The organism is Desulfosporosinus metallidurans, from assembly GCF_001936615.1.
GTDB classification, from domain to species: domain Bacteria; phylum Bacillota; class Desulfitobacteriia; order Desulfitobacteriales; family Desulfitobacteriaceae; genus Desulfosporosinus; species Desulfosporosinus metallidurans.
Genome location: NZ_MLBF01000009.1, coordinates 56,548 through 80,631 on the forward strand (window position 1 = coordinate 56,548; position 24,084 = coordinate 80,631).

The following is a 24,084-nucleotide window of genomic DNA, read 5'->3' on the forward strand; positions in this document are numbered from 1 at the left end:
AACTTCGAGCATCGCGCTTGAACTTCGTGCTTCGCTTTAACCCTTAAACATCGTACCAATGCCGCCATCTGTAAACAATTCTAGCAAAATGGCGTGACTTAACCGTCCGTCAAGAATATGCACACTTCCCACGCCACCCTCTAAGGCTGAGACGGCACATTCTACTTTGGGTAGCATTCCACCGCTCAAAATTCCCTGCTCCACCAAGTGATCGACTTCACTCCTAGAAATTATTGAAATAAGGGAGTCCTTATCCTCTACATCACGCAGGATCCCACTCACATCCGTCAAAAGAAGCAATTTATCCGCCTGAAGGGCCTCCGCGATTTTTCCCGCAGCCGTATCCGCATTGACATTGTAGGTTTCCCCATTTTCCCCGCTAGCCACGGGTGAGATGACAGGGATATATCCCTGCCCAAGTAAGGTTTCCAAAATATCGGGCGTGACACTCTGAATTTCACCCACGTACCCCAGATCAACCTCTTCCATTTCTCCTTGACTATTGGGCATCTGCATCGGTTTCTTGACAGCTATCAGTAATTGTGCATCTTTGCCGGATAAACCGACACTCTTGCCCCCAAAGCGATTGAGCAGAGACACCATTTCTGTGTTCAGCTTCCCTAACAAAACCATTTGGGCAATCTCCATGGTTTGGGCATCAGTAACTCTTAAACCCCGCACAAACTGACTCTCAATCCCTACTTTTTTCAACATAGAGTTAATCTCCGGTCCCCCTCCATGGACCAATACGGGTCGAATCCCCACGGAATGTAAAAGCAGGACATCCATGATGACCGATTCTTTTAAGACAGGATCCACCATGGCATGCCCGCCATACTTAATCACCACGGTCTTTCCGGCAAATTTCTGGATATACGGCAGGGCTTCAACTAAAACTCGCGCTTTCCCTAATCCCTGTTCCATCGGGGTCATCTCACACCTCCAAATTCAACCTTTCAACTTTCAATAGCGTCTTGTAACTTTTAACTCCACGCTCAAGTTCGATAACTCCCATTAATTGTGACGTACTCGTGAGTGAGGTCACACCCCCAAGCTGTGGCCTGTTCTTCCCCGCTGTGAAGGTTTAAGCTAATCTGCACATCTTTAGCCTGGAGAATCTCTTTAGCCTTTTCTTCCGAAAACATAACCCCTTTTCCCTCTTGAGCGACAATGAGATCCCCCAGCAAGACATCCACTTTGGCGGGATCAAACTCTGCTCCGGCATACCCTGCAGCCGTCAAAATCCGTCCCCAGTTGGCATCCTCCCCGAACAGTGCCGCTTTAACCAAGCTAGAACCACAAATACTGCGCGCAATTTTGCGGGCATCTTCTTTTGTTTGCGCTCCCACAACCAAAACTTCCATAAATTTGCTGGCTCCTTCCCCATCTCGGGCAATATCCTGAGCCAACTGTACGCACATCATCTTGACCATTTTTTCAAAATTAGCCTCGTCTTCCCCGCTCAGAGCCACTCCAGCGGTTCCATTGGCCAGCAAAAGAACCATATCATTGGTACTGGTGTCCCCATCCACGGTAACCATATTGAAACTTTCATCCACCGCTTCGCGCAAAATCCTCTGCAATTCTGCGGCAGGAAGGTTCGCATCTGTCGTCAAGAAACCCAGCATCGTCCCCATATTGGGGTGAATCATTCCCGATCCTTTGGCGATCCCTCCCAGATGGATCACTCCCCCCTGAGAACAGGGAAGCTCATAGGCATATTCTTTAACCATTGTATCCGTCGTCATAATCGCTAAGGCTGCCCGATGCGCTCCATCCGCTGCAGTCTCGTCTTGCCCCCTAATCCCCTTGACTACTTCTCCTAGGAGCTCCGCACTCGCCGTCCGAATTCCATTTAAGACGCGGTCAAGCGGCATCTCAACCCCGATCACGCCAGTTGAGGCCACAAGTACATCTTCAGGAGGAACCGCCAGAAACATAGCTGCAGTTTGAGCCATAGCCAACGCAGCCTGATCCCCGAATTCCCCGACACAAGCATTGGCATTCCCACTATTGATGACAATAGCCTGAGCCAAACCGTCGTGTAAATGGCGCTGGGTTAAATAAAGAGGGTGAGCTTTAACTAAGTTTCGAGTGTATACCCCTGCAGCTTGCGCTTGCACCTGAGAAAAGATCAGTGCAACATCATATTTATCCTTATATTTAATTCCTGCTTGAACACCGACAGCATGAAACCCCTTCGGGGCAGCAACACCGCCTTCAATCGACTTCCAAGCCTTTTCAGCATCATCCACAAATTACACTCTCCTTCATAAAACATCACAACGTCAAAACTCCGAATCGTTCTCATATATGCCCAATATATCCGAGTCGAGTATGCAAGTCCAAGAACCGTCCCTGACTTGCACTGTCTAGCCTAGGGCCAAAGGGCTGTCCCTTGAAGTCCCTGTCCTTCAGGCCATCCCATCGCTAGATTCATATTTTGAATAGCCTGTCCTGCTGCACCTTTGATCAAATTATCAATCGTTGCAATAATAACGGCGTTCCCGGTTCTTTGATCTAGCGTCAATTGCAAAAAAGCATGGTTGCTACCGCTAGAAAATTTGGTCTGGGGCCAAGTTCCCTGAGGCAAAACATGAATGAATTCCTCTTGCTCATACTGTTCCAGCCAGCACCTGCGAAGTTCTTCCTCTTGGATCCCTTCCCCCACCTTAGCATAGATCGTAACCAACATTCCCCGCGTCATGGGAACTAAATGCGGAGTAAAGTTTACATTTAGCAGCTGCCCTGCTGCCCGAGACAGTTCTTGTTCAATTTCAGGAGTATGGCGATGACTAGCCACTCCATAAGCCTTAAAATTCTCATTGACCTCAGCATAATGGTTACCTAACGAAACCCCTCTTCCCGCCCCTGAAACTCCGGATTTAGCATCAATAATTAGATATCCTGTTTGGAGCAACTTTTTGCGCAGTAAGGGAACTAAGGCAAGCAATGTAGCTGTAGGATAACAACCTGGATTAGCGATCAAGGATCTCCCCCGAATTTGCTCTCGATATAGCTCCGGTAAACCGTATACTGCATCTTTAAGCAGCTCGCTTGCCGGATGCTTAATTTTATACCATTCCTCATAGACCTCCGCCGAATTCAGCCGAAAGTCTGCCCCTAAATCAATCACTTTTATCTTGCGCGCCAAGAAAGCGCTCGTTTTTTTCGCCGTCAAACCATGAGGAAGCGCACAAAAAAGCACATCCAGATCGGGTATGTTTTCATCCTGCAAGATCCCCACCTTTTGGTCCAACCAATGTGGATAAACAGATTCGTAATCTTCTCCAGCTACACTGGACGAACCAAGATACAAATCCTTCACTTCCTCATGTCTATGCAACAACCGCACCAATTCCTGCCCCGCATACCCTGTCGCTCCAAGAACACCGACTTTCATATCTTGTCCCCCCACCCTCCGAATTAATTTATTTTATAATTATACATTCCAGCGTATAAAAATTCAATCCTTCGGTATAAAAAAGAGGGGGCTTTCCCCCCAATTAATTGACCACCCAACCGAATTGGCATTAATATTACTTACGCAAACGAAACTCCCTCTTGATTTTCTGCAAGAGTTTCTTATCATTGATCACATCCCAACCCGTTAAAGCGAGGGTTTGCATTGCTAACATAACGAGCTCTTCTCCATCTGGCGAGAGCGTGGCTTGGGCGAAGTCTCTGGTATGTGGTATCTCCGTGCCTGTCCCTAATGTTAAATAAGGATGAATTGCTGGAACAGCCCGGCTGACATTTCCCATGTCCACTGACCCCATGGCAGTTTGTGGAGGAGCAATTTGATTAATACCCATCTCTTGAAGGTTTTTCGTAAAGCACTCTGCTAAGGACAAATTGGTATGCATCTCATCATAAGAAAACTCGAATTTCTGCCAAGTCATCTTCGCCGAAACCATGGAGGCAGCACCTTCAGCACAACGAATCACTTGCTCCCTCAATTCATCCAAATCTTTGCGTCTTCGGGCCCGAACATAAAAACGTGCCACCGCGCGTTCTGGTACAATATTCGGGACTGTCCCTCCCTCTGTAATAATCCCGTTAATTTTCATATCTTGAGGGATCTGCTTCTTCAGGGCATTAATTCCAACAAAAAAGTTGATCATAGCATCCAAAGCATTAACCCCAAAATAAGACGCCGCCACAGCATGGGCAGCTCGACCATGAAATGTAAATTCCAAGGCATCCAGAGCAAGGCTAGAAATGATAGGGACATTTTGGCTGCCTGGATGAAACATAATGGCAGCATCAACATCCTCGAAGATTCCTTTCTCAACCAAGGTCACTTTAGCTCCACTTGTTTCTTCAGCGGGGCTACCAATGACCAAAACCTCACCAGATAGTTCTAAACTTTTACTCAGGATAACCGCCGCGCCCGCGCTAGCCGCCCCAATCAAATTGTGCCCACAGCCATGCCCTACATCCGGCAAGGCATCGTATTCCGCCAAAAATGAAATTTTAGGGCCTGGACGTGTACCCTTGAATCTAGCCAAGAAAGCTGTTTCGACCCCCGCGATACTGCGAATTACTTCAAACCCATGTTTCTGGAGAAAACCGCACAACACGTTCGAGGCAAAGTATTCCTTATACCCAAGTTCCGGATGCTCCCCGATTTGACGTGCAACTTCCCACACCTCCTCACGAAGATGTTGTGCCTGAGCTATAAAAAATCCCTTAATAGCATCCATGGGTATCCCAACTCTCTGCTCCAAATTCTATATAATCTATTTTCTATGTCTAATAACTCAATATCTCTATCGAACATTCGTCATAGTACGAAAGGGGCATGAGTGTTTAGATAGAGTGTTTTCGAACAGGGTTAAAACTCCAAACTATCACGAAAACGGACAGCACTCCAAGTATTGGCCCGGAAACAACTCCCCATAGAAGACCGAGCCCTGTTTTTAGCTCTGAAAAAAGCAACATATTCTTCAAAATCCAGCGCCCGACTTGTTCGAGATCAACAATATGGGGCAAGCCCGATAGCATAATCAGTAAAACATTCAACCCTTGAAAGACTAGTGTACTTTTAAACCACAAAAATGCGCCAAAAGCAATTCCCATGACGAGTAGGCTTATAGCTAACCCCAGTCCCCATTTTCTACGCACAGTTAGGCGAATTTCTTCTCTGAAATTCACAGGATGTGCCACAATTTCAGCCATGAGCTGTGTCTGAAAAGTATCTAAGGATACGCTGGGAATGGGTTTATCCTGAAATAGTTGAGTCCATAGCTCGCTGTCCGACTCCTTCATGGAAGTCCCTCCTCTCTAGATGCTGGCGCAGTTTCTCTTTCCCCCGATGGAGATACGTCTTAACCCGACTCACGGGGATTTGCAATACTAGGGCTATTTCTTCGTACGTCAGTTCTTGGTGATAACGCAAATAAAGTGCCTGTTTGTAATGTTCAGGAAGCTCATTTAACACCTCTGAAAGCATAGAAGCTTGTTCGTTGGCCAAGCTAACCTCCTCCGGCCCCGGTTGATGATCGACGATCGTTTCATCCAAAGGCTGAGATCCCGCTCTACGCCGCTTACGAAGGAGATCAAGTGCCTTATTACGGGCAATGGCATATAACCAGGCTCGAAACGGATGTTCCTCCGTGTATCGAAACAGATTGCGGTAGGCAGCCAAAAATGCATCCTGCGCACAATCTAAAATCTCGTCTTCCGAACCAAGAATTCGACGTAAAAAGTGAATTAAGGGCTCCTGATAACGCTGGACAAGGCCTGCAAATTGTTCATGATGACCTGCCAGTACTTGCCGAATAATTTCGGCATCTTCCATTTTTTTAGGCTCCAATCCCGAGTTCAAACCAACTCGCATAATCTCCTCACTTTTAATACGTACGAAAATTCCAAAAGGTTTCAGGTGACTTAAGTAATTCCTTGCACTTTTAGTTCTTCACTAAGCGATGAATCAATTCCTCAGGAGTGAGACCCAGCGACAAATTGAACGTCCCTGCCCTAAATTTACTTTCCACCCCCATTTGATGAGCCCTCTCTATAAAGGCCACTTTGTCCTTTATCAATCCTTGGGCTACCAACATATCAGCAATCGATTCCGAACTAGCTCCCTTCGGAATCACAAAATTCCGCTCAATTTGGGTAGAATTCTGGGTATCTGAAGGTGGACCTTGAACAGCATGAGTCGACCCCGGATTGGGAACAGCGTCTTGGGGAGTCATGGGTGAGGCAGAAGATAGGTTTTGTTGAGTTTGTGAGTTTTGTGGCGTTGGCACGGTGAGTGAGGTTTGTAACGCTAACGCTTGTCCCTGCAGCGGGGAAATGATCAAGGCCAACATCGCACTCAAAATAAACCCTGAACTCAAACCGAGCCAATAGGAACGAGTTACTTTCATCGAATTACTCCTTTGGGCTGTGTCTTCAAAACCATCTGCACAGCATCCTGGCTTAGAGATAAGTTCTGAGCAATTTCTGGTACTCGTAGCCCTCGCGCAGCCAGTTCCAATACTTCTTGGTATTTCGGTGAGATAAAGCGTGGCGGCTCAACCCCGCGATCACCTTCCCTTTGTTCATTGTCATCCAACCTATAGAGTTTTTTAATATTTTTTCTCTTGCGTTCAATTTCAGTCAGTACATTTTCCTTAGATTTAGCGTCCTTAAATTCAGTTTCCTTAAGTTCGGCTTCCCTAAGTTCCGCTTGTTTTGCTTTTTGTACTTTGTCTTCCAGAACATTGACCTGATCTTGGACCCGAGTGATTTCTCTTTTCAAATACGCTAGTCCCTTTAAAGCTGTCTTGGCCTCTTCGTTAGGTGAATTTTGCCAGCGCCAACCCAAGAACAAAAACACTACTCCTAGAAAAAATAAAATGATCGGTAAAATTCCCACCCATATTCCTCCTTCGTTCCTACAAAACCCGCAATAGCCTTACTACATTCGGCAGATTGGGTGGGTTCATTCTGAAATTTTTGCATAAAAGGATATTCGCGAAAGAGAGTAGTTCTCCTGCAAAAAGTAACTTAATCTACAAATCTTCTTCCCAGGTGCGTCACTTTACTTAGAGAACCTGGCTTCTTCACTATGACTCAGGGTGCTTTGTCTATCACTTTAGACCCTTGGTCTAAACCTTGTTTACTAAAGTAGACACTTAGACCTCGAAAGATGGCAATTGCCAGCTTTTGTTGATAGTCTGGGGTCGTCAATAACTGTTCTTCGCCTAAGTTTGAAAGAAAACCCACTTCGACGGTTACTGCAGCTTGATGCGCTTTTTTCAACACATAGATATCTTGATTTCCTTTGATTACTCTTTTGCCATTAGTCATGATATTGAGCTCCTGTTGAATCGATTGAGCCAATAGCTTTCCTTCTTGAGAATCCGAATGATAAAACGTCTGAGCTCCCGTCAGTTTGGGGTTCGGAAAACTATTAGCATGAATGCTTAGATATACATCGGCCTGGGTATCCATGCCCAGTTGGATTCGTTGTGCCAAATCCTCTCGTTTCCGTTTTAAGAGCCCTTGTGACGTTCCTAGGTCGCGGTCATCCTCACGAACCATAATTGTTTTAGCCCCACTTTGTTGTACCAGAGCTTGTAATCGTTTGGACACGCCCAAGGTAATATCTTTTTCCAAGACCTTGCTTTGGCCAACGGCACCTGGATCCACTCCACCATGACCTGCATCAATCACCACGACTCTATTTCCTAAGGTCCAACTCCAGATTTTCTGATCCTGCCCACTTAAACCCCACCTGAGGAATAAGCTTAACAGAAGCACAACTACAATTCCTAAAACCCCTTTACGACGTTTCAAACTCACAACCCATAAAGGTTTCATTCCCATCCTCCTTCATCCAGTCTACCCCGTCTAACCTTATGGGAGAGACATTCGGAATATACGTAGAGCTTGTCAGAAAAGATGGAGAAACGCCTTAGTTGCACTGCCACCCGAAACATATACTTTCTAACTGGCACCAGAAAAAGGAAGGGATTAATCCCTTCCTTTGATCGTAAACACATGATTCTGTACATGCAATTTTGTACGGAATGTTTTCGCAGTGACGTGCATTGACGCACCCAATCCTTCTACTATACCCCTTTTTTACCTGGAGTAAAACTCGTTAATTAATCCGTCAAGCTTTTTCGCTAACCCCTACCACTCTCGTGTCCGTAAGATCTTTATCCGAAGCTATCTTTTGCATTTTGCAATCTCAATTCTTCTATTCGTTCGAGGACCGTTAATTTCACTCTTAGAACATCTTCTTTCGCAACAATTAGCACACTCGGATATTCTAGTACTATGTAGCGGCAATATCAGCCGTATAAAAGGTAATGTTTTGTCGGAATATGAAAAGAGTAAGGCCCCCATATTACGATGGTCCTTACTCTAGCTTTTGGAGCCCAGTTTTCATGTGTTCTAGCTTAAAGGCTTATTCATAGCGTTATTCTGAGTTACGTAATTCAACCGTCCTCTAAGTTGCCCAACATGACGTTCCATATCACTGGACATATCCTTAAACATTTGTTTAGCGGATTCGTCCAGGGTTGAGACCGAAAAAGTTTCGTAAGTTCCAAGTGCCGATTGTGCAGCGGCTACTGCTTTTTCCAAGTCTGCTTGAATAGTCAAATTAATTCCTCCTAACTCTTTGAGATTTATTATGTACATTGTTCTTTTTTCTATACATCAGCTTATTCGGACCGCTTTAGTCTATTTTTAATCCTGGATTCAATTTGTTATGCGGAAGGTCAATGACAAAACATGCCAGCTTACAGACTTAGTACTTGGTTAATAGAATTAGAATGGTAGATTAGGCTTCTTGAAGAAATACAGCCACTAACTTACAAGAAGTTATCCGTTCCATTTATATAACAAAAAGGGCGAGCTTGACGAGCTCCCCCTTTTCTACATCTTATACCAAAAACCATTTGTACATATCCAGCTTAAACTAATCTCGTAACCTTTTTGGACAAGCAAGCATGAGAAGAGGCTTCCAGAGCGTGCTGATTTGGATAAAATTTCACTCTACTCCACTTGTATGAGGTGCGCTTGATTTGTTACGAGGCTAGCACACTGATTGCTATTAATATCCATATATTGTATTAAGCTTTCATGGAAGCTCTGACTAAATAATGAATATCGGGAGGTGAGCGGGTGAATTGAGAACAGGTCTTAACCATGTGCACGGTTTTTCTTTTGTAACATCAGTCAATGATCAACACTCTCACACTATGGCAGGGGAGACTAGTTTGGGGGTAGCATACGGCGTCTCTCATGTCCACTGTTACAAGGGGACCACTTCGTGGAACAGAGGGCATGTGCATTACTATTCAGGTATTACTGGCCCTGCAGTTTATCTGGCTGATGGTTCTCATGTGCATTGTCACAGAGGCACAACAGCGATGGAGTATAACCATAGTCACTATTATTGTGGCACTGATTATCCGTCTTGTTAATCGCATCTAAATTCTTCAGCTATTGGAAGAAAAAGGTCTTAAAGGGCATAAGCACAAGAAATAAAATATGACCACGAAATGAGTCTACTCATTTTCTAGGCAACCAATCAGAAAAGCCGTCCATATCTTATGGGCGGCTTTCTTAACGGGCTCTCCACTTCTACATCTTATACAAAAACCACTTACAAGCACTCAGCTCAAACTTAACATGAGATGGGATAAAAACTAGATATTACCCATCATCAAACCAACCAAATCCTCAGGAGTTATCTTATTACCATTTATTTATTGCGAATTTCCAGCTCGCTTTCCTTGAATTTTCCATTCCTACATCTTGAATTCCGAGAGGCTATATTAGAATACAATTCCCATAGCGATAAGCAGAAGAATAATTACGACAACTACAGCAATTCCTTCAAAATGAAATTTATCGCGACGACAATCATCTACATCAACACCACCGAATGCCATTTGCATTTCCGCCTTTAACTTACTTGCAAAATAAGGGGAAAGCTGTCTCATAAAAATAAATAGGCCCCTACCATAATAGTAAGGGCCTTGGTGCATTCCGACCAACTCATCTATCGACACTCCAATGCACGCTGCTAACTGAACAAGAGTGGTTAGGCATTGATGAAATTTACATCATAAGGCCAAGGTGCGTGATAACTAATATCCAAGATAACACCATCATCGATATTCTTCGAATAGCCTCAATTTTCTAGGTTCTGATACGCCTTCATTATTGGATGCAAGGAAATATTTAACAGCAAGAAACTCTTTTCCTGACTTAAGTCCATTATCAGGTAAGTATTACTCTTCAAATTTCAACATTAACTTGTAACCTTTTGTATTACGTTTACACTCTATATATCAGAACAATGTGAAAGGGGAATTTTTGTGAAAAAACTAATACCCATACTTCTAACTATCTTTATGCTAATGGGGACCCCAGTAGCTTTAGGAGCTACGTCAACCCAACTTAGCGGGATTGGAGTCGTAAAGCCTAATGCTTACCAAACTATTTCAGGGGGAAAATACTTAGTATTTCAAGAGGATATAACTACAGAGTATTTGCACAACACACATCATTGGATGGTGGTATAAGCGAGAGTGGTCAATCTTATTCGGAAGCGATATATATTCAATAATCTTAAACGTTACTCAGTTGGGAATGTGAGTACACTCTTTAATACTGCGTTATATAACTAATAAGAATACCACGGATCCCGTGGTATTCTTATTAGTTAATAGATTCTGCGATCTTGATGATCTCTTGCTCGGTTATTACTCCTGTGATTTGTAGCAAAAGCCCTCTCAATTGCCAATTCAGAGTATTGGAGGATCGCTCGAGGCTAGTTAGCGCGGTGATGAAATACATGGTGATTATCCTTTCATGAAGAAAATGGTAAAACTGTCGGAATACTATTTTCTTCCTAAATTAGGATTTAATGAACGGGCGTTGGTTTGAGTCTGTATCCAAGATGAACAGGAATGTGAAAAACAGGAACAATAAAAGAGCCACACCGTTTCCGATGGGGTCGAAGCTAAAAGAGAGGTTTCTTATTGCTATTCTACCCTGACTAAGTGACCCCCTTGTTGGTTCCCATTGCCAATGTTCGACCGGGTTTTGACGTTATCCCACTTGGCCGATCCCTTTAGCCATGTTTAGAGACTAACCGCACACATCCCTGCTTGGGAAGCACAAGGGTGCGCCTATTTATTCCGGTAGAACGTATGACCTATACTAAGATACTCTCAATAAAAGTGGTATGATTCTCCACAAGATTATATTCTCTGGCTTTAACAAATGCAGTTAAAGTATCATCACCCGCTAAAACCCTTATAATCGGTCGCATTGGTAGACTTTTATTTTGATCCACAACAATACCAATTTCTCCAGTATTAAGTTTAACTGTACATCCGGTTGGATAGGCAGCCACATGTTTTAAGAACATTACAACAAGATCCTGGGGAAAAAGCGTACCAGCACTCCCCATCACGATTTCGCAAGCCTCATGCGGTAACATTTTTTGATGTCCAGGCGCTCCATTAACCAAGTTATCGTAAAAATCAGCGATACCGACAATTTGAGCCAGGTGATGAATACGTTCTCCGATTAATTGACGGGGATATCCACTGCCGTTCATCCGTTCGTGATGTTGTAAAGCGACATGGGCACTTAAAAGACTTAGTTCGCGTTTAGCTTTTAAAATCTCAAAGCCATTCACAGTGTGCGTTTGATAAAGAGAAGTTTCCTGAGATGTCAACGGAACTCTTTTGTGAATAAGCTGTTTCGGCTGTTTAACTGTGCCAATGTCATGCAGTAAAGCACCGATGGCCAGAGCCTCCAAATTTTCCCTATTTAACCCTAGAGCCTTACCTAAAACAGTAGCAAGCACACACACGCTGACCGCGTGAGAGAACATTTGGTTGTCGAAGCTGCGCATATCCACAAGGCTTAAAAATATTTCCTTCTGGTAAAGAATATCTTCCACAACGTTGTTAATGGCCTTTTTTACTTCAAAGCCACTGAAATCTTTACCCAATCTGACTGCTTCACTCGACTGTTCGAAGGACATGATCGCCTCCCGACGATGTTCCTCTGATACAACATCCTCGATAATAATATCTCGTGTCTCTTCATCATCAATGTAGATAATACTTATTCCTAGCTCTCTTAATCGTGCAATGTAAGGTAAAGTGAGAAGGACTCCCCGCTCCAGCAGGACTCGCCCCTGTCCAGAATAAATCGTCCGACCCATCATATCTCCTACTTTAAGACTGTTTACACTTACTTGGCGCATCAGTAAGACACTCCTTTAAATATGAACCTCAAACCCTATATTAATACATATATACCCTAGCAATTATAAAACAACTAAGCTGCATAATCCACCTTATTAAGGCATTAGGGAAAAAGGTCCCTAACTGACTAGGTCCTATGCCCTAATCGAAATTTGATCAACCTCCCGAGCTCTAATAAGAGCTTCTTTTTCATTAATTTATTACATGAATTGCTCATCCGGTATATGCACGATCAACCGAGCAATAAATTCTTCGACCGTTAGCTTTTCACGCTTTTCTTGTCCGTCCGTTTTGTCATGATACCGAAACGTTACATATTGACCGTCATACTCTTCTATCCGACTCAACGCTATTGCGGGTCGACGAATATACCGACCTATATATCCTATTTGCACCTTTACATTCCCTTTCTGTTTCGGTGCATAAACGTAAAATCCATCGCCATTGGCTTTTAAGCCTTTTGTAATAAGGATTGTACTTCCTTTTTTTCTCTCTCATTTAGAGATCTACGAATCAATTTTAAGACAACCGTTTGCCATTGTTTTCGGAGCATTTCGAATGGAATATAGTCATAGACCTTCCATTCTCCATTCTTCTTCATTCCACCCATGGTTACAAGCATATGAACATGCGGATTAAAATTCATTCGTGCCCCAAATGTATGCAATCCTGCTATTATTCCTGGAAGATAACTCTTAGGCCCTCATCGATCGTAAATATGACATGGCGATGGTTGACTTGAAGTACATCATCAGCTATTAGTCGGCTCCACTCCTCTGTTTCGCCACTGGAACAGGTCGTGCAAAACCTTCCTTTACACCGATAGGGAACTATTTTTATATCGGGGCAGCCTCGCATACTAAAAGTTTGAAACCGTGTTTAGGGTCTCCACACTTACGAAATTTCTCAACTTCTTTGACTACAACAGACTTAATACGTTTACCGTATTTTTGGACGAAAGCGTCCCAGTGTCCGTGTGTATCAAAAAATATCTGCTTTAAAACATTTGCTTCCATAAACTTAGCATACCAAATTCGCAAGTAAAGGGGTACCCTCTGGCACTCCTTTACTTATACTTTCTGATTATATAAGGAAACCCCCAAACCACAAGGTTTGGGGGTTTTGCGTTTTCCTGACAATTAACGTTTAGAGAATTGAGGAGCCTTACGAGCTTTCTTCAAGCCGTATTTGCGACGTTCCTTCATACGTGGATCACGTGTTAAGAAACCAGCCCTCTTCAGACTTGGACGGAGACTAGCATCCGCCTTCAGCAAAGCACGAGCAACGCCTAAGCGTATCGCACCAGCTTGACCCGTGGTACCACCCCCGTGAGCAAGAGCGATAACATCGTACTTAGCAAGGGTATCTGTAATGTTAAAGGGTTGTTGAACAATCATTTCGAGTGTCTTCTTACCGAAGTACTCCGCTAATTCACGTTTGTTAATGATGAACTTTCCTTCACCTGGAATAAGGCGAACGCGAGCGACGGCATTTTTGCGTCGTCCTGTTGCAGCATATTGTAATTGAGTTGCCATGTTTTACTTCCTCCTTCCTTAATCTATTGAATGGTCCAGATTTCAGGTTGTTGAGCTTGATGAGGGTGTGATTCTCCCTTGTACACTTTTAACTTGGTGTACATTTGGGCGCCCAACTTGTTATGAGGAAGCATTCCCTTCACGGCATGTTCCATAGCTCGTTCAGGCATAATTTGCATCAATTTTTTGTAAGGAACTTCTTTCAAACCACCAGGATAACCTGAGTGACGTCGATACATTTTGTCATTTAGTTTGTTACCCGTTAATACTAATTTCTCAGCATTAATAATTATGACATGATCTCCAGTGTCAACGTTAGGGGTAAATGTCGGTTTATGTTTACCTCTCAGGAGACGTGCTGCTTCAGTCGCAATACGACCCAAGGGGATTCCAGCTGCGTCGATGATATACCATTTGCGATCCTGGTCTTGTGCTTTCGCAAAGAACGTGGTCATGACTTTCCCTCCAATTAGCAGTATTCTGTTTTATTCTCACTTGCATGGGGCTCAATCATGCTTGCGGTACTCCTTTGATCATGGGGCTCAATCACAATCAAGGAATAAAAACTCATATTATCATTTTATTTAAATCTTAAACGAATGTCAAGTTTTTTCTACTACAGGAGGCCTGGAAAAACTTCAAACGGACTTTCTTCTGTATAATTCACATGCACTAGGTTTAAACCTTTCGCTGGGGCAATCATACGAGCCCGTTTCCGTTCATGACTGGCTATTATGTCCGGAATCTCTTGCGCGGAAATTCGACCTTTGCCCACGTCCATAAGCGTCCCAACGAGGATACGTACCATATGGTATAGGAACCCATCCCCCACGCAAGAAACTGTTATTAGGCCATCCTCTTCTTTCACCTTACATCGATAGAGTGTCCGTTCGAACGTCTTGCTAGCCCCGCCAGCTGCAGCAAATGTTTTAAAATTATGACGACCCTCCAGAAGACTTGCTGCCACCTGCATCTGAGCCACATTCAACGGAACAGGTACATGATGTGCATAGAGTCGCTTAAACACATCTGGAATAGGATGGTTGTCGATCTGATAATCATAGCGTTTCCACTTTGCCGACCACCGAGCATTAAAATCATCCGGTACGCACTTGGCCCGGAGTATGCGGATATCTCTAGGTAATAAACTATTAAACGCCTTCGGAATTTTTCCTTCCGGAATTCTCGTGAGGGTCATAAAATTGACGACTTGACCGGAGGCATGTACTCCTGTATCCGTCCGGCCTGCCGTGGCTAGAGTTACCTCTTCCTCGACCAACCTCGCCCATACCTCTTCTAAGGTTCCCTGAATCGTGGGGCCATGAGTTTCATGCTGACGCTGGAACCCATGATAGTTCGTTCCGTCATATGCTACGATGAGCTGGATGTTTCGCATAAATATTCTAGCCTCCGCTACTTAAGGATTCGAATTCGAATTAGATTTAGATTTAGATTTAGATTTGGATATAAATCTATCTCAATATCAATAGGATTAATCCCCAAGCTCCTAGGATCACAACTCCCAGACGATCCTTTGAAGTCCTCTCATTCAGCATGAGGGTCCGGTAGTTGCCTGAACCATATCCTCTCAAAATCAGGTTTTCGGCAAGTTCTTCTGCCCGCCTCAGACTCAATAGGATGAGCGGCACAATGAGCTGAATAAACTCCCAAGATCGTTTAAGCCAAGATGATGGCCACTCAAGCTTTAGTGCTCTGACTTTCCAAATTTGGGTTGCCTCTTCAATAATCAGGGGAATAAATCTCAACGTTAAGGTAAGTAAAAGGGCAAAATCAGCGGCTTTAGGGGTAATTCGGATAAGCGGATTCAAGAAGTATGCTATGCCCAATCCTTGCTCAAGGGGCATCGTCACTGCAGTATAAAGGCGTGTTAAGCCAAAGACCAGAACCATCCGCCAAAGCATAAAGGCGGCTTGCACCAACCCCTCGGGTGACCAATGGCCGTACCATACCGCTCTATTTGCTGGCCAAACCCACCCAGCTGCCAGTCCGTAAAACAACCCCATCCAAAGCATTACAACTATGAGTGAACGGTATATCTTTAAAGGGGTGCGACTCAAGAACACAAGCCCCAAGAGAGCAAAGGAGCTAAGTGCGAGACCCTGCCATCCCGTCACGGTCATTAAGAGAGATACAAAGGCTAACCCAGCAACCTTTAACCTCGGATCAAAACGGTGCAACAAACTGTTTCCTGGCGAGTAGAGTTCAAAGCCTTCTATTTCAAAGCACCCCCTCCATTAGCAGCGTACACCAGCCGCTCGAAATTGTTCCTGATGATCTTTCCAACTCTGTTTAGAGCAGTCTAGTACAACCTTTCCGTCTTCCACCAACCAAAGTCGATCAGCATCCTGTATAACCTCTCTTAAGTCATGGGTTACGTAAAGTATAGTTACATCCTTCAATTCGGAAATCATGGTCTGAATGCCGATGCGGCTCCAAGCATCTAGTCCGAGTAAAGGTTCATCCATTAAAAGAATCTCTGGACTTGTTCTCAAGGCCGCGGCTAAGGCAACTCTTTGTCGTTCTCCACCACTCAGGCGCTCAGGCGCAGCCTCCAACAAGCTTGCTGGGAGATTAAACTTCTCTAAATATGATACCCTACTTTGCCTTTTGGTTTCTAGTTCTCGTCTAGTTTCTCCATAATATATCTCGTGATAGACTGTGCGGCCAATCAGGTATTCCCCTGCCTCTTGCAGAACTAAACGGGTTTTTCTACGCCACGCACTCAGGCTATCCTTTGTTATTCGTTCTGCAAATCCAAAAACCTGTCCTTCTGTAGGCAAAATAAGTCCAATCGCACTTTCTAATAGTGTCGTTTTTCCTGAACCCGAAGGACCAACAATTCCAATAAACTCCCCTGCTTTTACAGTATTATTTAATTCTAGACGGGTTGCGTAGTGGGCCTGCCTCCATTCGAGCGCAGGCTGGGTTTGCCGTTCTAATACCCTCCGAACTGTCTCAGTGATCCCAAGGTCAGTTTGATTCTGAATTACCGAGAATCTCTTGTCTACTGCAAATCTCTTTTCTACTGTAGACCCCTTATCTGAAGTTGTCTCATCTAGTAATCCCGAAAAGCCGTAAAGAGTACAAAATTCACTGAAAGTAAAAGCCCCACGTGGGCTGCCCTTGTCCACGAGTTTTCCACGTTCAAGAACCAACAAACGATCAGCTTGCCAGGCTAATTCTGCATCGTGCGTAATCCAAAGTTGACCAGTTTCAGGACGGGCTTGAAATAAAAGTTTGAGGACATTGGCCTGCGCCCGCGCATCAAGCATAGTTAATCCCTCATCTAAAATCAGAAATGAAGGCTTGATGGCTAAAATTGCTGCAGTCACGAGCCTTTGCCGTTCTCCACCTGAAAGCGTCGCCGGAGACTGGTTTTCTTTACCACCTAATCCTACGGAAGATGCCAACTCTTTTACCTTGCTTCGCACGTCATCACTATTATGTCCAAGGCTTAAGAGCCCAAAGGCCAATTCTTCGGCGACAGTAACTCCAATCGTTTGCCGCTTGGGATGTTGCCCAACCAGCCCGATTTCCTGCCAGCGCTTCCCCTTGTTCCATTCAGCAGGAACACCATCAACCTCAAGATGGATCTCTCCTTCATCGGGTTCAGCTAAGCCAACTAAGAGGCGCGCCAAAGTGGATTTTCCAGAACCATTGGTCCCCATCAGCGCAATGATCTCACCCTGGTGCCAATCGAAATTCACACCATTCAATATATCACGATAATGGATGTTCTTCACTTCGAGCACTTTCCTCAGTTGCACGATATCACACTCCTAGCTTAACAGCAAAGGCCGGGCATGCTTAACAACGTAAGCAACCCGGCCTCTAACAACTTGTCTTAGACAAGTTCGATGATTACCATTGTCGCAGCATCTCCCCGACGTAAACCGAGTTTCATAATACGAGTATAGCCGCCCTGACGGTCAGCATATTTCGGCGCAATGGTCTCAAACAATTTTGTAACAACATCTTCATCCATGAGATAAGCCATTGATAAACGACGTGCAGCTAAATCTCCTTGCTTGCCAAGTGAAATCATCTTTTCAGCTATAGCATTCAGTTCCTTAGCGCGTGCTTCTGTCGTTTGAATACGCTCATGTCTTAACAGGGAAGTGACAATGTTACGCAACATTGCCCCGCGATGACCCGTGTTTTTTCCTAACTTGCGGTAAGCCAATTACATTCCCCTCCTTTTGCACCGAATTAATCTTCAGCCGGACGGAACGATAAACCTAAATCTTTAAGTTTAAATTCCACTTCTTCCAAAGACTTGCGACCAAGGTTTCGTACTTTGATCATGTCCTCCTCCGTTTTTTGGGTCAACTCTTCAACCGAGTTAATCCCCGCCCGTTTCAGGCAGTTGTAGGATCGAACAGACAGATCAAGTTCCTCAATCGTCATCTCGAGGATTTTATCTTTGGCTTCCTCTTCTTTTTCCACCATAATCTCAACATTGTTGAGTTTATCCGTGAGTCCCATGAAAAGGCGCAGATGCTCACTCAGAATTCCAGCGGCCGTACTTGTGGCCTCTTCCGGAGAGATACTGCCATTTGACCAAACTTCAAGGGTTAACTTGTCATAATCCGTGATTTGACCAACCCGCGTAGCTTCTACTGTGTAGTTAACCTTATAAATCGGGGCGAAGATCGAGTCAATAGGTATAACGCCGATGACATGATCTGGCTTCTTGTTTTTATCCGCAGAAACATAGCCACGGCCACGTTCTACCGTCATTTCCATAAACAGACGTCCATCATGATCTAACGTGGCAATCTTCAGGTCTTCGTTCAGAATCTCAATGTCAGGGTCAGTAGTAATATCTCTAGCTGTGACAACCCCTTCATTTTGAGACTCTATGCGAATAATCCGAGGTTCATCCGTATAGCCTTTTAAAGCGAGGGACTTCAAATTGAGAATAATGTCCGTAACGTCTTCCAAAACACCCGGAATCGTGGAAAACTCGTGCTGTACCCCTTCAATTTTTACTGATGTCACCGCTGATCCTGGAAGAGAAGATAGTAGGATACGCCTTAGGGAATTTCCCAATGTAATCCCATATCCCCTTTCCAGAGGTTCAACTACGAATTTTGCATAGGAGTCATCTTCAGAACGCTCGACACACTCGATTCTGGGCTTCTCGATTTCTAACATCGGAACGCACCTTCTTTCTCGAGAACTTGATATACGAACCATCCGACCCATACGGGTAGAACGTCAACATTAACGGGAGTATTTCTCCACGATGAGGTGTTCTTGGATGGGCAGTTGAATATCTTCACGAGTAGGTAGTGCAACAACGGTTCCAGCAGCAGTATTGGCATCCAAGCTTAACCATCCGGGTACTGTACGAGAACCCAGATTTTCAAGAAGTTGTTTCACGCGTGGTGAGCTCTTGCTGCCTTCGTGAACAGCAATGACTTCTCCAACGCGCACTGAATAGGAAGGAATGTCAACTTTTTTACCGTTAATGGTAAAGTGACCATGATTGACGAGTTGACGAGCTTCCGGTCGGGATGAAGCGAAACCTAAATGGAAGATAACATTGTCAAGTCGACGCTCTAAAAGGATCAGCAAGTTTTCACCGGCTACCCCTTTGCGACGAACGGCCTCATCAAAATAGTGGCGGAATTGTTTTTCCATAACGCCATACAAGCGGCGTGCTTTTTGTTTTTCTCGTAACTGAAGACCATATTCAGTGGGTTTCTTCGCCCGTGCTTGGCCGTGTTGTCCAGGAGCGTAGGCACGACGATCAATCGCGCACTTTCCGGTATAGCAACGTTCCCCTTTGAGGAATAACTTCATTCCCTCACGACGACATAAGCGACAGACTGGTCCAGTATATCTAGCCATGATTACACACCTCCTATACCCTTCTGCGTTTCGGTGGCCGACAGCCATTGTGTGGAATCGGTGTCACGTCTTTGATTAGATTAACTTCTAAACCTGCAGCTTGCAAAGCACGGATTGCGGCTTCACGTCCCGCTCCAGGTCCCTTTACGTAGCACTCAACATCTTTCAAGCCATGTTCCATCGCAACTTTAGCACAGGTTTCTGCAGCCATTTGTGCTGCAAAGGGTGTGCTTTTGCGAGACCCTTTAAAGCCAAGAGAACCTGCACTAGACCAGGAGAGTGCGTTCCCGCTGGTATCCGTAATGGTCACCATGGTATTGTTGAACGTGGATTTGATATGCGCGATTCCACTTTCAATATTCTTACGTTCCCGGCGTTTTGTCCGGACAACTTTACGTGCCATCTCGGTTATCCCCCCTTATTACTTTTTACGTTTTGCTCCAACAGTCTTAGCCGGACCCTTGCGAGTACGAGCATTGGTTTTCGTACGCTGACCACGAACGGGCAGTCCGCGACGGTGGCGCAGGCCACGATAGGAACCAATTTCCATAAGACGCTTGATATTGAGGGAAACTTCGCGACGCAAGTCGCCTTCAATCTTAAACTCTTTATCAATAACTTCCCGAAGCTTACTGACTTCGTCTTCTGACAAGTCACGCACTCGGACATCCGGGCTTACGCCCGATTTGGCGAGAATCTTATGTGAAGTTGGCAACCCAATTCCAAAAATATAGGTTAGGGCAACCTCTAAGCGTTTCTCGCGCGGTAAGTCAACTCCAGCGATACGTGCCATCTAAAATTTACACCTCCAACTATTTCAGTTCTGCTTAATATAAAATCGGTGCTTTGGAGGACTTACTCCAACCAGCCGCGCAACCGAGACTTTTTTAGCCTTGTCTTTGCTTGTGTTTCGGATTTTCACAAATGACCATGACTTTACCATGGCGACGAATAATTTTGCATTTTTCACAGATCTTTTTGACAGAAGGCTTTACTTTCACCGTAATCCCTCCCTTTGGCTTACTTAAACCTATACGTGATTCGTCCTCTAGACAGGTCATAGGGGGAAAGCTCCACCGTGACCCGATCTCCCGGAAGAATCCGGATAAAATTCATACGTATCTTCCCTGAGACGTGAGCAAGAACCTTGTGCCCATTGGCTAGCTCAACTTGAAACATAGCATTGGGCAACGGCTCCAAGACTTTACCTTCAACTTCAATAACGTCCTCTTTTGACATGGTCATTCACCCCTCCTCTGACAATCCTATAGCACGCACCTAACATCGAGTAAGAATTTCCAAGCCATTTTCCGTAATCGCAACCGTGTGTTCAAAATGGGCCGATGGCCGATTATCTTTCGTGACCACAGTCCAGTGATCTTTTAAGGTCTGCACTTCATACGTACCCATGTTCACCATGGGTTCAATAGCCAAGGCCATACCTACCTCGAGTCGTGGCCCCCGGCCGGGCTTGCCAAAGTTAGGGATCTGCGGATCCTCATGCATCGCGCTACCAATCCCGTGCCCAACATAATCACGCACTACAGAAAACCCATTAGCTTCCACGTGCGTTTGAACCGCATGAGAAACGTCATAAAGCCGATTGCCTACCTTCGCTTGCGCAATTCCTATCATCAGAGACTCTTCAGTCACCCTTAATAGTTTCTGGATATCTTCACCAACTTCTCCAATAGGCAAGGTCACTGCCGCGTCACCGACATACCCATCTAAAGTCGCACCACAATCTATGCTAATAATATCTCCAGATTCTAAGCACCTTAAACTGGGTATCCCATGAACAACTTGTTCATTTACTGAAGTACACAGCGACGCAGGGAATCCATTGTACCCTTTAAACGTTGGTATTGCGCCCTGTGAACGGATATATTTCTCAGCCATGCGATCCAAATCGAGTGTCGTAACGCCAGGCTTCGCATGCTCACGCATCAATTCAAGCGTTTCAGCCACGATTCGACCCGCTTTACGCATCCGTTCAATTTGACTCGCATTTTTAAGCTTAATCATGACAATTAGACCAAGGCTTTCATGATATCCTGAAGGACTTTATCAATCGCTTGGTCCCCATTGATGCGCTTAAGCAATCCCTTTTCAGTGTAGAAAGCGATCAAAGGCTCCGTTTGTTGATTGTAGACATTTAAACGATTTTGAGCAGTTTCTACCGTGTCATCAGAACGTTGGTAGAGCTCTCCTCCACACTGACCACAAACCCCTTCCTGTTGAGGTGCGTTGAAGATCATGTGATAGGACGCTCCGCATTTGCGACAGACGCGACGACCGGTTAAGCGTGGAATTAAAATCTTTTCGTCTACTTCAATGTTTATCACACCGTCAAGCTTCATACCAAGGCGATCTAGGATATCCCCTAAGGCATTGCCTTGCGCCAAGGTACGAGGGAATCCATCAAGAAGAAATCCCTTAGCACAATCCGGTTGCGCTAACCGTTCCGCGACAATCCCAATCGTTACTTCATCAGGTACCAAGCCGCCTGCATCCATATACGACTTAGCCTTTAGGCCTAAAGCAGTCCCGTCTTTAATAGCAGCCCGGAACATGTCTCCTGTGGAAATATGCGGAATGTTGTACTTCTCTACTAGACCAACCGCTTGTGTCCCTTTTCCTGCGCCAGGTCCGCCCATTAAAATTATTTTCATCTCTTCTTCCTCCTTTATTTCATAAACCCTTGATAATGCCTCGACATAAGTTGGGATTCAATCTGTTTCATCGTTTCGAGTGCGACCCCAACTACAATCAGTAGGGATGTTCCTCCAAAATAGATGTTTTTTAATCCAGTGAGTCCGATAACAAGTGTCGGTAAGACTGCGATCAAAGCTAGAAATAAACCACCGGCTAGTGTAATCCGACTCAATATTTTGGACAAATACTCTGCCGTGGGACGCCCGGGACGAAGACCGGGGATAAATCCCCCGTACTTCTTCAAGTTGTCTGCTACATCAACGGGATTGAACGTAACAGCAGTGTAGAAGTAGGTAAAGAACAAAATGAGCGCACCGTAGAGCAGCAGGTAAGGAATGGAGTTTATCGTACCATTCATACTAAACCAAGTATTTACAAATCTTGCAAAACCCGAAGTTGGGACCCAGGTCGCGATCGTCTGAGGGAACGCGAGCAGAGATATTGCAAAAATGACAGGGATAACCCCAGCTTGGTTTACTTTTAAAGGTATATGGCTACTTTGGCCACCATATACCCGACGACCAACAACTCGTTTAGCATATTGAACTGAAACTCGACGTTGCCCTTCCTGCACATAAATGACGCCAGCAGTAATGAAAATCACGATAAGAATCAATCCAATAACGGATAAAGCATTGATTTCTCCAACTCTTAGCATGTTCCACATAGATTTAATGGCATCAGGGACACGCGAAACGATTCCGGCAAAGATGATCAGGGAGATTCCATTTCCAATTCCTTTTTCCGTGATTGCCTCTCCAAGCCACATTAGAAACGCGGTACCAGCAGTTAAAACGACAGCCACTAAGATATAGATGGGCCATTTCAAGCCAGTGCTAGGAATATTTAACGCCCCTCGCACACCATAGGTTAGTCCGAAAGCTTGAATAAATCCTAAAATCACAGTGCCATACCGCGTATACTGCGTGATCTTTTTGCGTCCATAGTCACCCTCTTTAGCAAGCCGTTCAAGGGAGGGAAGCACTATTGTCAGAAGTTGAAGAATGATGGAGGCTGTAATGTAAGGCGTAATACTCAACGCGAAAACTGACAGCCTTTTAAAGGAACCTCCGGACAGAGTGTCCATAAAATCGAACATTCCACCGGAACCAAGCATATTTTTTAGTACATCATGATTAATAAAGGGAATTGGAATATGTGCTCCGATACGAAAAATAAGGAACATTAGAAGGGTGTAACCGATTTTTTTCCTGAGTTCCGCTACATTCCAAGCATTCTTCAGGGAATCGACAATCATCCTATTCCACCTCTACTTTTCCACCCGCTGCAACAATCTTCTCTGCCGCGGCTGGGCTGACTTTGTCAATTTTGACGGTCAGAGCTTTGGTCAAATTCCCGGTTGCCAGAATTTTAACGCCATCTTTAAGAGCCTTGATAAGGCCTATTTCAAAGAGACTTTCCACTGTAACTTCGGCGCCTTCTTCAAAACGCTCCAAATCACGAACATTTAAAGCGACAATCTCTTTCCTCGAGATATTATTGAAGCCGCGCTTAGGCATCCTTCGGAATAACGGATTCTGTCCGCCTTCAAAGCCAGGGCGAACACCGCCGCCTGAGCGCGAGTTTTGACCTTTGTGTCCTTTTCCAGCTGTTTTACCATGACCAGATCCAACGCCACGGCCCAACCGCTTAGGTGCATGTGTTGACCCTTCAGCAGGCTTAAGTTCATGAAGTTTCATGCTTTGCCCACACCTCCT

The 24,084-nt window shown here is 44.7% G+C and carries 34 protein-coding genes; 2 read left to right on the plus strand and 32 right to left on the minus strand.

All coding sequences use genetic code 11. The features are described from left to right. Window positions 1-36: 36 nt before the first annotated feature. The 10 genes from argB to DSOL_RS08180 form a co-directional block, all read right to left on the minus strand. Window positions 37-933, minus strand: a complete 897-nt coding sequence (argB, locus tag DSOL_RS08135; protein WP_075364367.1) for an acetylglutamate kinase — start codon at window positions 931-933, stop codon at window positions 37-39. Window positions 934-995: 62 nt separating this feature from the next. Beyond that, window positions 996-2,255 (minus strand): bifunctional glutamate N-acetyltransferase/amino-acid acetyltransferase ArgJ, encoded by a 1,260-nt coding sequence (gene argJ, locus DSOL_RS08140; RefSeq protein WP_075364368.1) that lies wholly within the window; start codon window positions 2,253-2,255, stop codon window positions 996-998. 122 nt (window positions 2,256-2,377) lie between these two features. Continuing rightward, complete coding sequence (gene argC, locus DSOL_RS08145) at window positions 2,378-3,403, minus strand: N-acetyl-gamma-glutamyl-phosphate reductase (RefSeq protein ID WP_075364369.1); 1,026 nt, start codon at window positions 3,401-3,403, stop codon at window positions 2,378-2,380. Window positions 3,404-3,539: 136 nt separating this feature from the next. Next, a complete protein-coding gene (locus tag DSOL_RS08150; RefSeq protein ID WP_075364370.1) occupies window positions 3,540-4,706 on the minus strand; it encodes a M20 family metallopeptidase in 1,167 nt (388 codons plus the stop codon). A 106-nt stretch (window positions 4,707-4,812) separates the two neighbouring features. Next, complete coding sequence (locus tag DSOL_RS08155; protein WP_075364371.1) at window positions 4,813-5,271, minus strand: hypothetical protein; 459 nt, start codon at window positions 5,269-5,271, stop codon at window positions 4,813-4,815. Continuing rightward, window positions 5,225-5,803 (minus strand): RNA polymerase sigma factor, encoded by a 579-nt coding sequence (locus DSOL_RS08160; RefSeq protein ID WP_075364454.1) that lies wholly within the window; start codon window positions 5,801-5,803, stop codon window positions 5,225-5,227. Before DSOL_RS08160 ends, DSOL_RS08155 begins: the two co-directional genes overlap by 47 nt. 109 nt (window positions 5,804-5,912) lie before the next feature. Continuing rightward, on the minus strand, window positions 5,913-6,377 hold the full coding sequence (locus tag DSOL_RS08165) for an endolytic transglycosylase MltG (protein WP_075364372.1): 465 nt from the start codon (window positions 6,375-6,377) through the stop codon (window positions 5,913-5,915). Further along, on the minus strand, window positions 6,374-6,868 hold the full coding sequence (locus tag DSOL_RS08170) for a helix-turn-helix domain-containing protein (RefSeq protein ID WP_075364373.1): 495 nt from the start codon (window positions 6,866-6,868) through the stop codon (window positions 6,374-6,376). Before DSOL_RS08170 ends, DSOL_RS08165 begins: the two co-directional genes overlap by 4 nt. Window positions 6,869-7,065: 197 nt before the next feature. Further along, window positions 7,066-7,815: an N-acetylmuramoyl-L-alanine amidase gene (locus DSOL_RS08175; RefSeq protein WP_075364374.1), complete on the minus strand. Its 750-nt coding sequence runs from the start codon at window positions 7,813-7,815 to the stop codon at window positions 7,066-7,068. A 579-nt stretch (window positions 7,816-8,394) separates the two neighbouring features. Beyond that, a complete protein-coding gene (locus tag DSOL_RS08180; RefSeq protein WP_075364375.1) occupies window positions 8,395-8,604 on the minus strand; it encodes a DUF1657 domain-containing protein in 210 nt (69 codons plus the stop codon). A gap of 551 nt (window positions 8,605-9,155) precedes the next feature. Here DSOL_RS08180 and DSOL_RS08185 point away from each other — a divergent pair. Then, entirely contained in the window at window positions 9,156-9,431 is a 276-nt protein-coding gene (locus DSOL_RS08185) for a YmaF family protein (RefSeq protein ID WP_282433535.1), read from the plus strand. A 354-nt stretch (window positions 9,432-9,785) separates the two neighbouring features. Here the strand turns inward: DSOL_RS08185 and DSOL_RS08190 are convergent, their stop codons facing one another. Continuing rightward, complete coding sequence (locus DSOL_RS08190) at window positions 9,786-10,022, minus strand: hypothetical protein (protein WP_139314412.1); 237 nt, start codon at window positions 10,020-10,022, stop codon at window positions 9,786-9,788. A 309-nt stretch (window positions 10,023-10,331) separates the two neighbouring features. Here DSOL_RS08190 and DSOL_RS08195 point away from each other — a divergent pair, with 309 nt between their 5' ends. Beyond that, window positions 10,332-10,538: a hypothetical protein gene (locus DSOL_RS08195; protein ID WP_075364378.1), complete on the plus strand. Its 207-nt coding sequence runs from the start codon at window positions 10,332-10,334 to the stop codon at window positions 10,536-10,538. A gap of 136 nt (window positions 10,539-10,674) precedes the next feature. On the opposite strand, the gene DSOL_RS29485 is transcribed toward DSOL_RS08195, so the two are convergent. From DSOL_RS29485 to rplO, 21 genes are all read right to left on the minus strand, one after another. After that, on the minus strand, window positions 10,675-10,812 hold the full coding sequence (locus tag DSOL_RS29485; RefSeq protein ID WP_282433534.1) for a DUF4367 domain-containing protein: 138 nt from the start codon (window positions 10,810-10,812) through the stop codon (window positions 10,675-10,677). A 361-nt stretch (window positions 10,813-11,173) separates the two neighbouring features. After that, entirely contained in the window at window positions 11,174-12,238 is a 1,065-nt protein-coding gene (locus tag DSOL_RS08200) for an HD-GYP domain-containing protein (RefSeq protein WP_075364379.1), read from the minus strand. 201 nt (window positions 12,239-12,439) lie between these two features. Then, window positions 12,440-12,634 carry a transposase gene (locus DSOL_RS29490; protein WP_075364380.1) on the minus strand — a complete coding sequence of 65 codons (195 nt, stop codon included), beginning with the start codon at window positions 12,632-12,634 and terminating at the stop codon, window positions 12,440-12,442. A 56-nt stretch (window positions 12,635-12,690) separates the two neighbouring features. Next, entirely contained in the window at window positions 12,691-12,918 is a 228-nt protein-coding gene (locus DSOL_RS29495; RefSeq protein WP_345788372.1) for a transposase, read from the minus strand. Next, window positions 12,915-13,097, minus strand: coding sequence for a transposase zinc-binding domain-containing protein (locus tag DSOL_RS29970; protein ID WP_075364382.1), 183 nt, complete (start codon window positions 13,095-13,097; stop codon window positions 12,915-12,917). The genes DSOL_RS29495 and DSOL_RS29970 overlap by 4 nt, the downstream gene beginning before the upstream one ends. A 281-nt stretch (window positions 13,098-13,378) precedes the next feature. Continuing rightward, window positions 13,379-13,774: a 30S ribosomal protein S9 gene (rpsI, locus tag DSOL_RS08225; RefSeq protein WP_075364384.1), complete on the minus strand. Its 396-nt coding sequence runs from the start codon at window positions 13,772-13,774 to the stop codon at window positions 13,379-13,381. Window positions 13,775-13,797: 23 nt separating this feature from the next. Then, window positions 13,798-14,229 carry a 50S ribosomal protein L13 gene (rplM, locus tag DSOL_RS08230; RefSeq protein WP_075364385.1) on the minus strand — a complete coding sequence of 144 codons (432 nt, stop codon included), beginning with the start codon at window positions 14,227-14,229 and terminating at the stop codon, window positions 13,798-13,800. A gap of 161 nt (window positions 14,230-14,390) precedes the next feature. Continuing rightward, window positions 14,391-15,170 (minus strand): tRNA pseudouridine(38-40) synthase TruA, encoded by a 780-nt coding sequence (gene truA / locus DSOL_RS08235; RefSeq protein WP_075364386.1) that lies wholly within the window; start codon window positions 15,168-15,170, stop codon window positions 14,391-14,393. 76 nt (window positions 15,171-15,246) lie between these two features. Next, complete coding sequence (locus DSOL_RS08240) at window positions 15,247-15,972, minus strand: energy-coupling factor transporter transmembrane component T family protein (protein WP_083642374.1); 726 nt, start codon at window positions 15,970-15,972, stop codon at window positions 15,247-15,249. Window positions 15,973-16,029: 57 nt separating this feature from the next. After that, window positions 16,030-17,562: an ABC transporter ATP-binding protein gene (locus tag DSOL_RS08245; RefSeq protein ID WP_139314413.1), complete on the minus strand. Its 1,533-nt coding sequence runs from the start codon at window positions 17,560-17,562 to the stop codon at window positions 16,030-16,032. Window positions 17,563-17,639: 77 nt separating this feature from the next. Next, window positions 17,640-17,978, minus strand: coding sequence for a 50S ribosomal protein L17 (gene rplQ, locus DSOL_RS08250; RefSeq protein WP_075364388.1), 339 nt, complete (start codon window positions 17,976-17,978; stop codon window positions 17,640-17,642). A gap of 26 nt (window positions 17,979-18,004) precedes the next feature. Then, window positions 18,005-18,952, minus strand: coding sequence for a DNA-directed RNA polymerase subunit alpha (locus tag DSOL_RS08255; RefSeq protein WP_075364389.1), 948 nt, complete (start codon window positions 18,950-18,952; stop codon window positions 18,005-18,007). A 69-nt stretch (window positions 18,953-19,021) separates the two neighbouring features. Beyond that, window positions 19,022-19,651: a 30S ribosomal protein S4 gene (rpsD, locus tag DSOL_RS08260; RefSeq protein WP_075364390.1), complete on the minus strand. Its 630-nt coding sequence runs from the start codon at window positions 19,649-19,651 to the stop codon at window positions 19,022-19,024. Window positions 19,652-19,664: 13 nt separating this feature from the next. Continuing rightward, window positions 19,665-20,054: a 30S ribosomal protein S11 gene (rpsK, locus tag DSOL_RS08265; protein ID WP_007778485.1), complete on the minus strand. Its 390-nt coding sequence runs from the start codon at window positions 20,052-20,054 to the stop codon at window positions 19,665-19,667. A gap of 18 nt (window positions 20,055-20,072) precedes the next feature. After that, entirely contained in the window at window positions 20,073-20,444 is a 372-nt protein-coding gene (gene rpsM, locus DSOL_RS08270; RefSeq protein ID WP_075364391.1) for a 30S ribosomal protein S13, read from the minus strand. Between the two features lie 94 nt (window positions 20,445-20,538). Next, window positions 20,539-20,652 (minus strand): 50S ribosomal protein L36, encoded by a 114-nt coding sequence (rpmJ, locus tag DSOL_RS08275; RefSeq protein ID WP_009617550.1) that lies wholly within the window; start codon window positions 20,650-20,652, stop codon window positions 20,539-20,541. A 19-nt stretch (window positions 20,653-20,671) separates the two neighbouring features. Then, window positions 20,672-20,890: a translation initiation factor IF-1 gene (gene infA, locus DSOL_RS08280; protein WP_007778476.1), complete on the minus strand. Its 219-nt coding sequence runs from the start codon at window positions 20,888-20,890 to the stop codon at window positions 20,672-20,674. 39 nt (window positions 20,891-20,929) lie between these two features. Further along, entirely contained in the window at window positions 20,930-21,676 is a 747-nt protein-coding gene (gene map / locus DSOL_RS08285) for a type I methionyl aminopeptidase (RefSeq protein WP_075364392.1), read from the minus strand. 5 nt (window positions 21,677-21,681) lie between these two features. Further along, a complete protein-coding gene (locus DSOL_RS08290; protein WP_075364393.1) occupies window positions 21,682-22,323 on the minus strand; it encodes an adenylate kinase in 642 nt (213 codons plus the stop codon). Window positions 22,324-22,337: 14 nt separating this feature from the next. After that, window positions 22,338-23,624, minus strand: coding sequence for a preprotein translocase subunit SecY (gene secY / locus DSOL_RS08295; RefSeq protein ID WP_075364394.1), 1,287 nt, complete (start codon window positions 23,622-23,624; stop codon window positions 22,338-22,340). A 1-nt stretch (window position 23,625) separates the two neighbouring features. Beyond that, window positions 23,626-24,066: a 50S ribosomal protein L15 gene (gene rplO, locus DSOL_RS08300; protein WP_075364395.1), complete on the minus strand. Its 441-nt coding sequence runs from the start codon at window positions 24,064-24,066 to the stop codon at window positions 23,626-23,628. Between the last annotated feature and the right edge of the window lie 18 nt (window positions 24,067-24,084).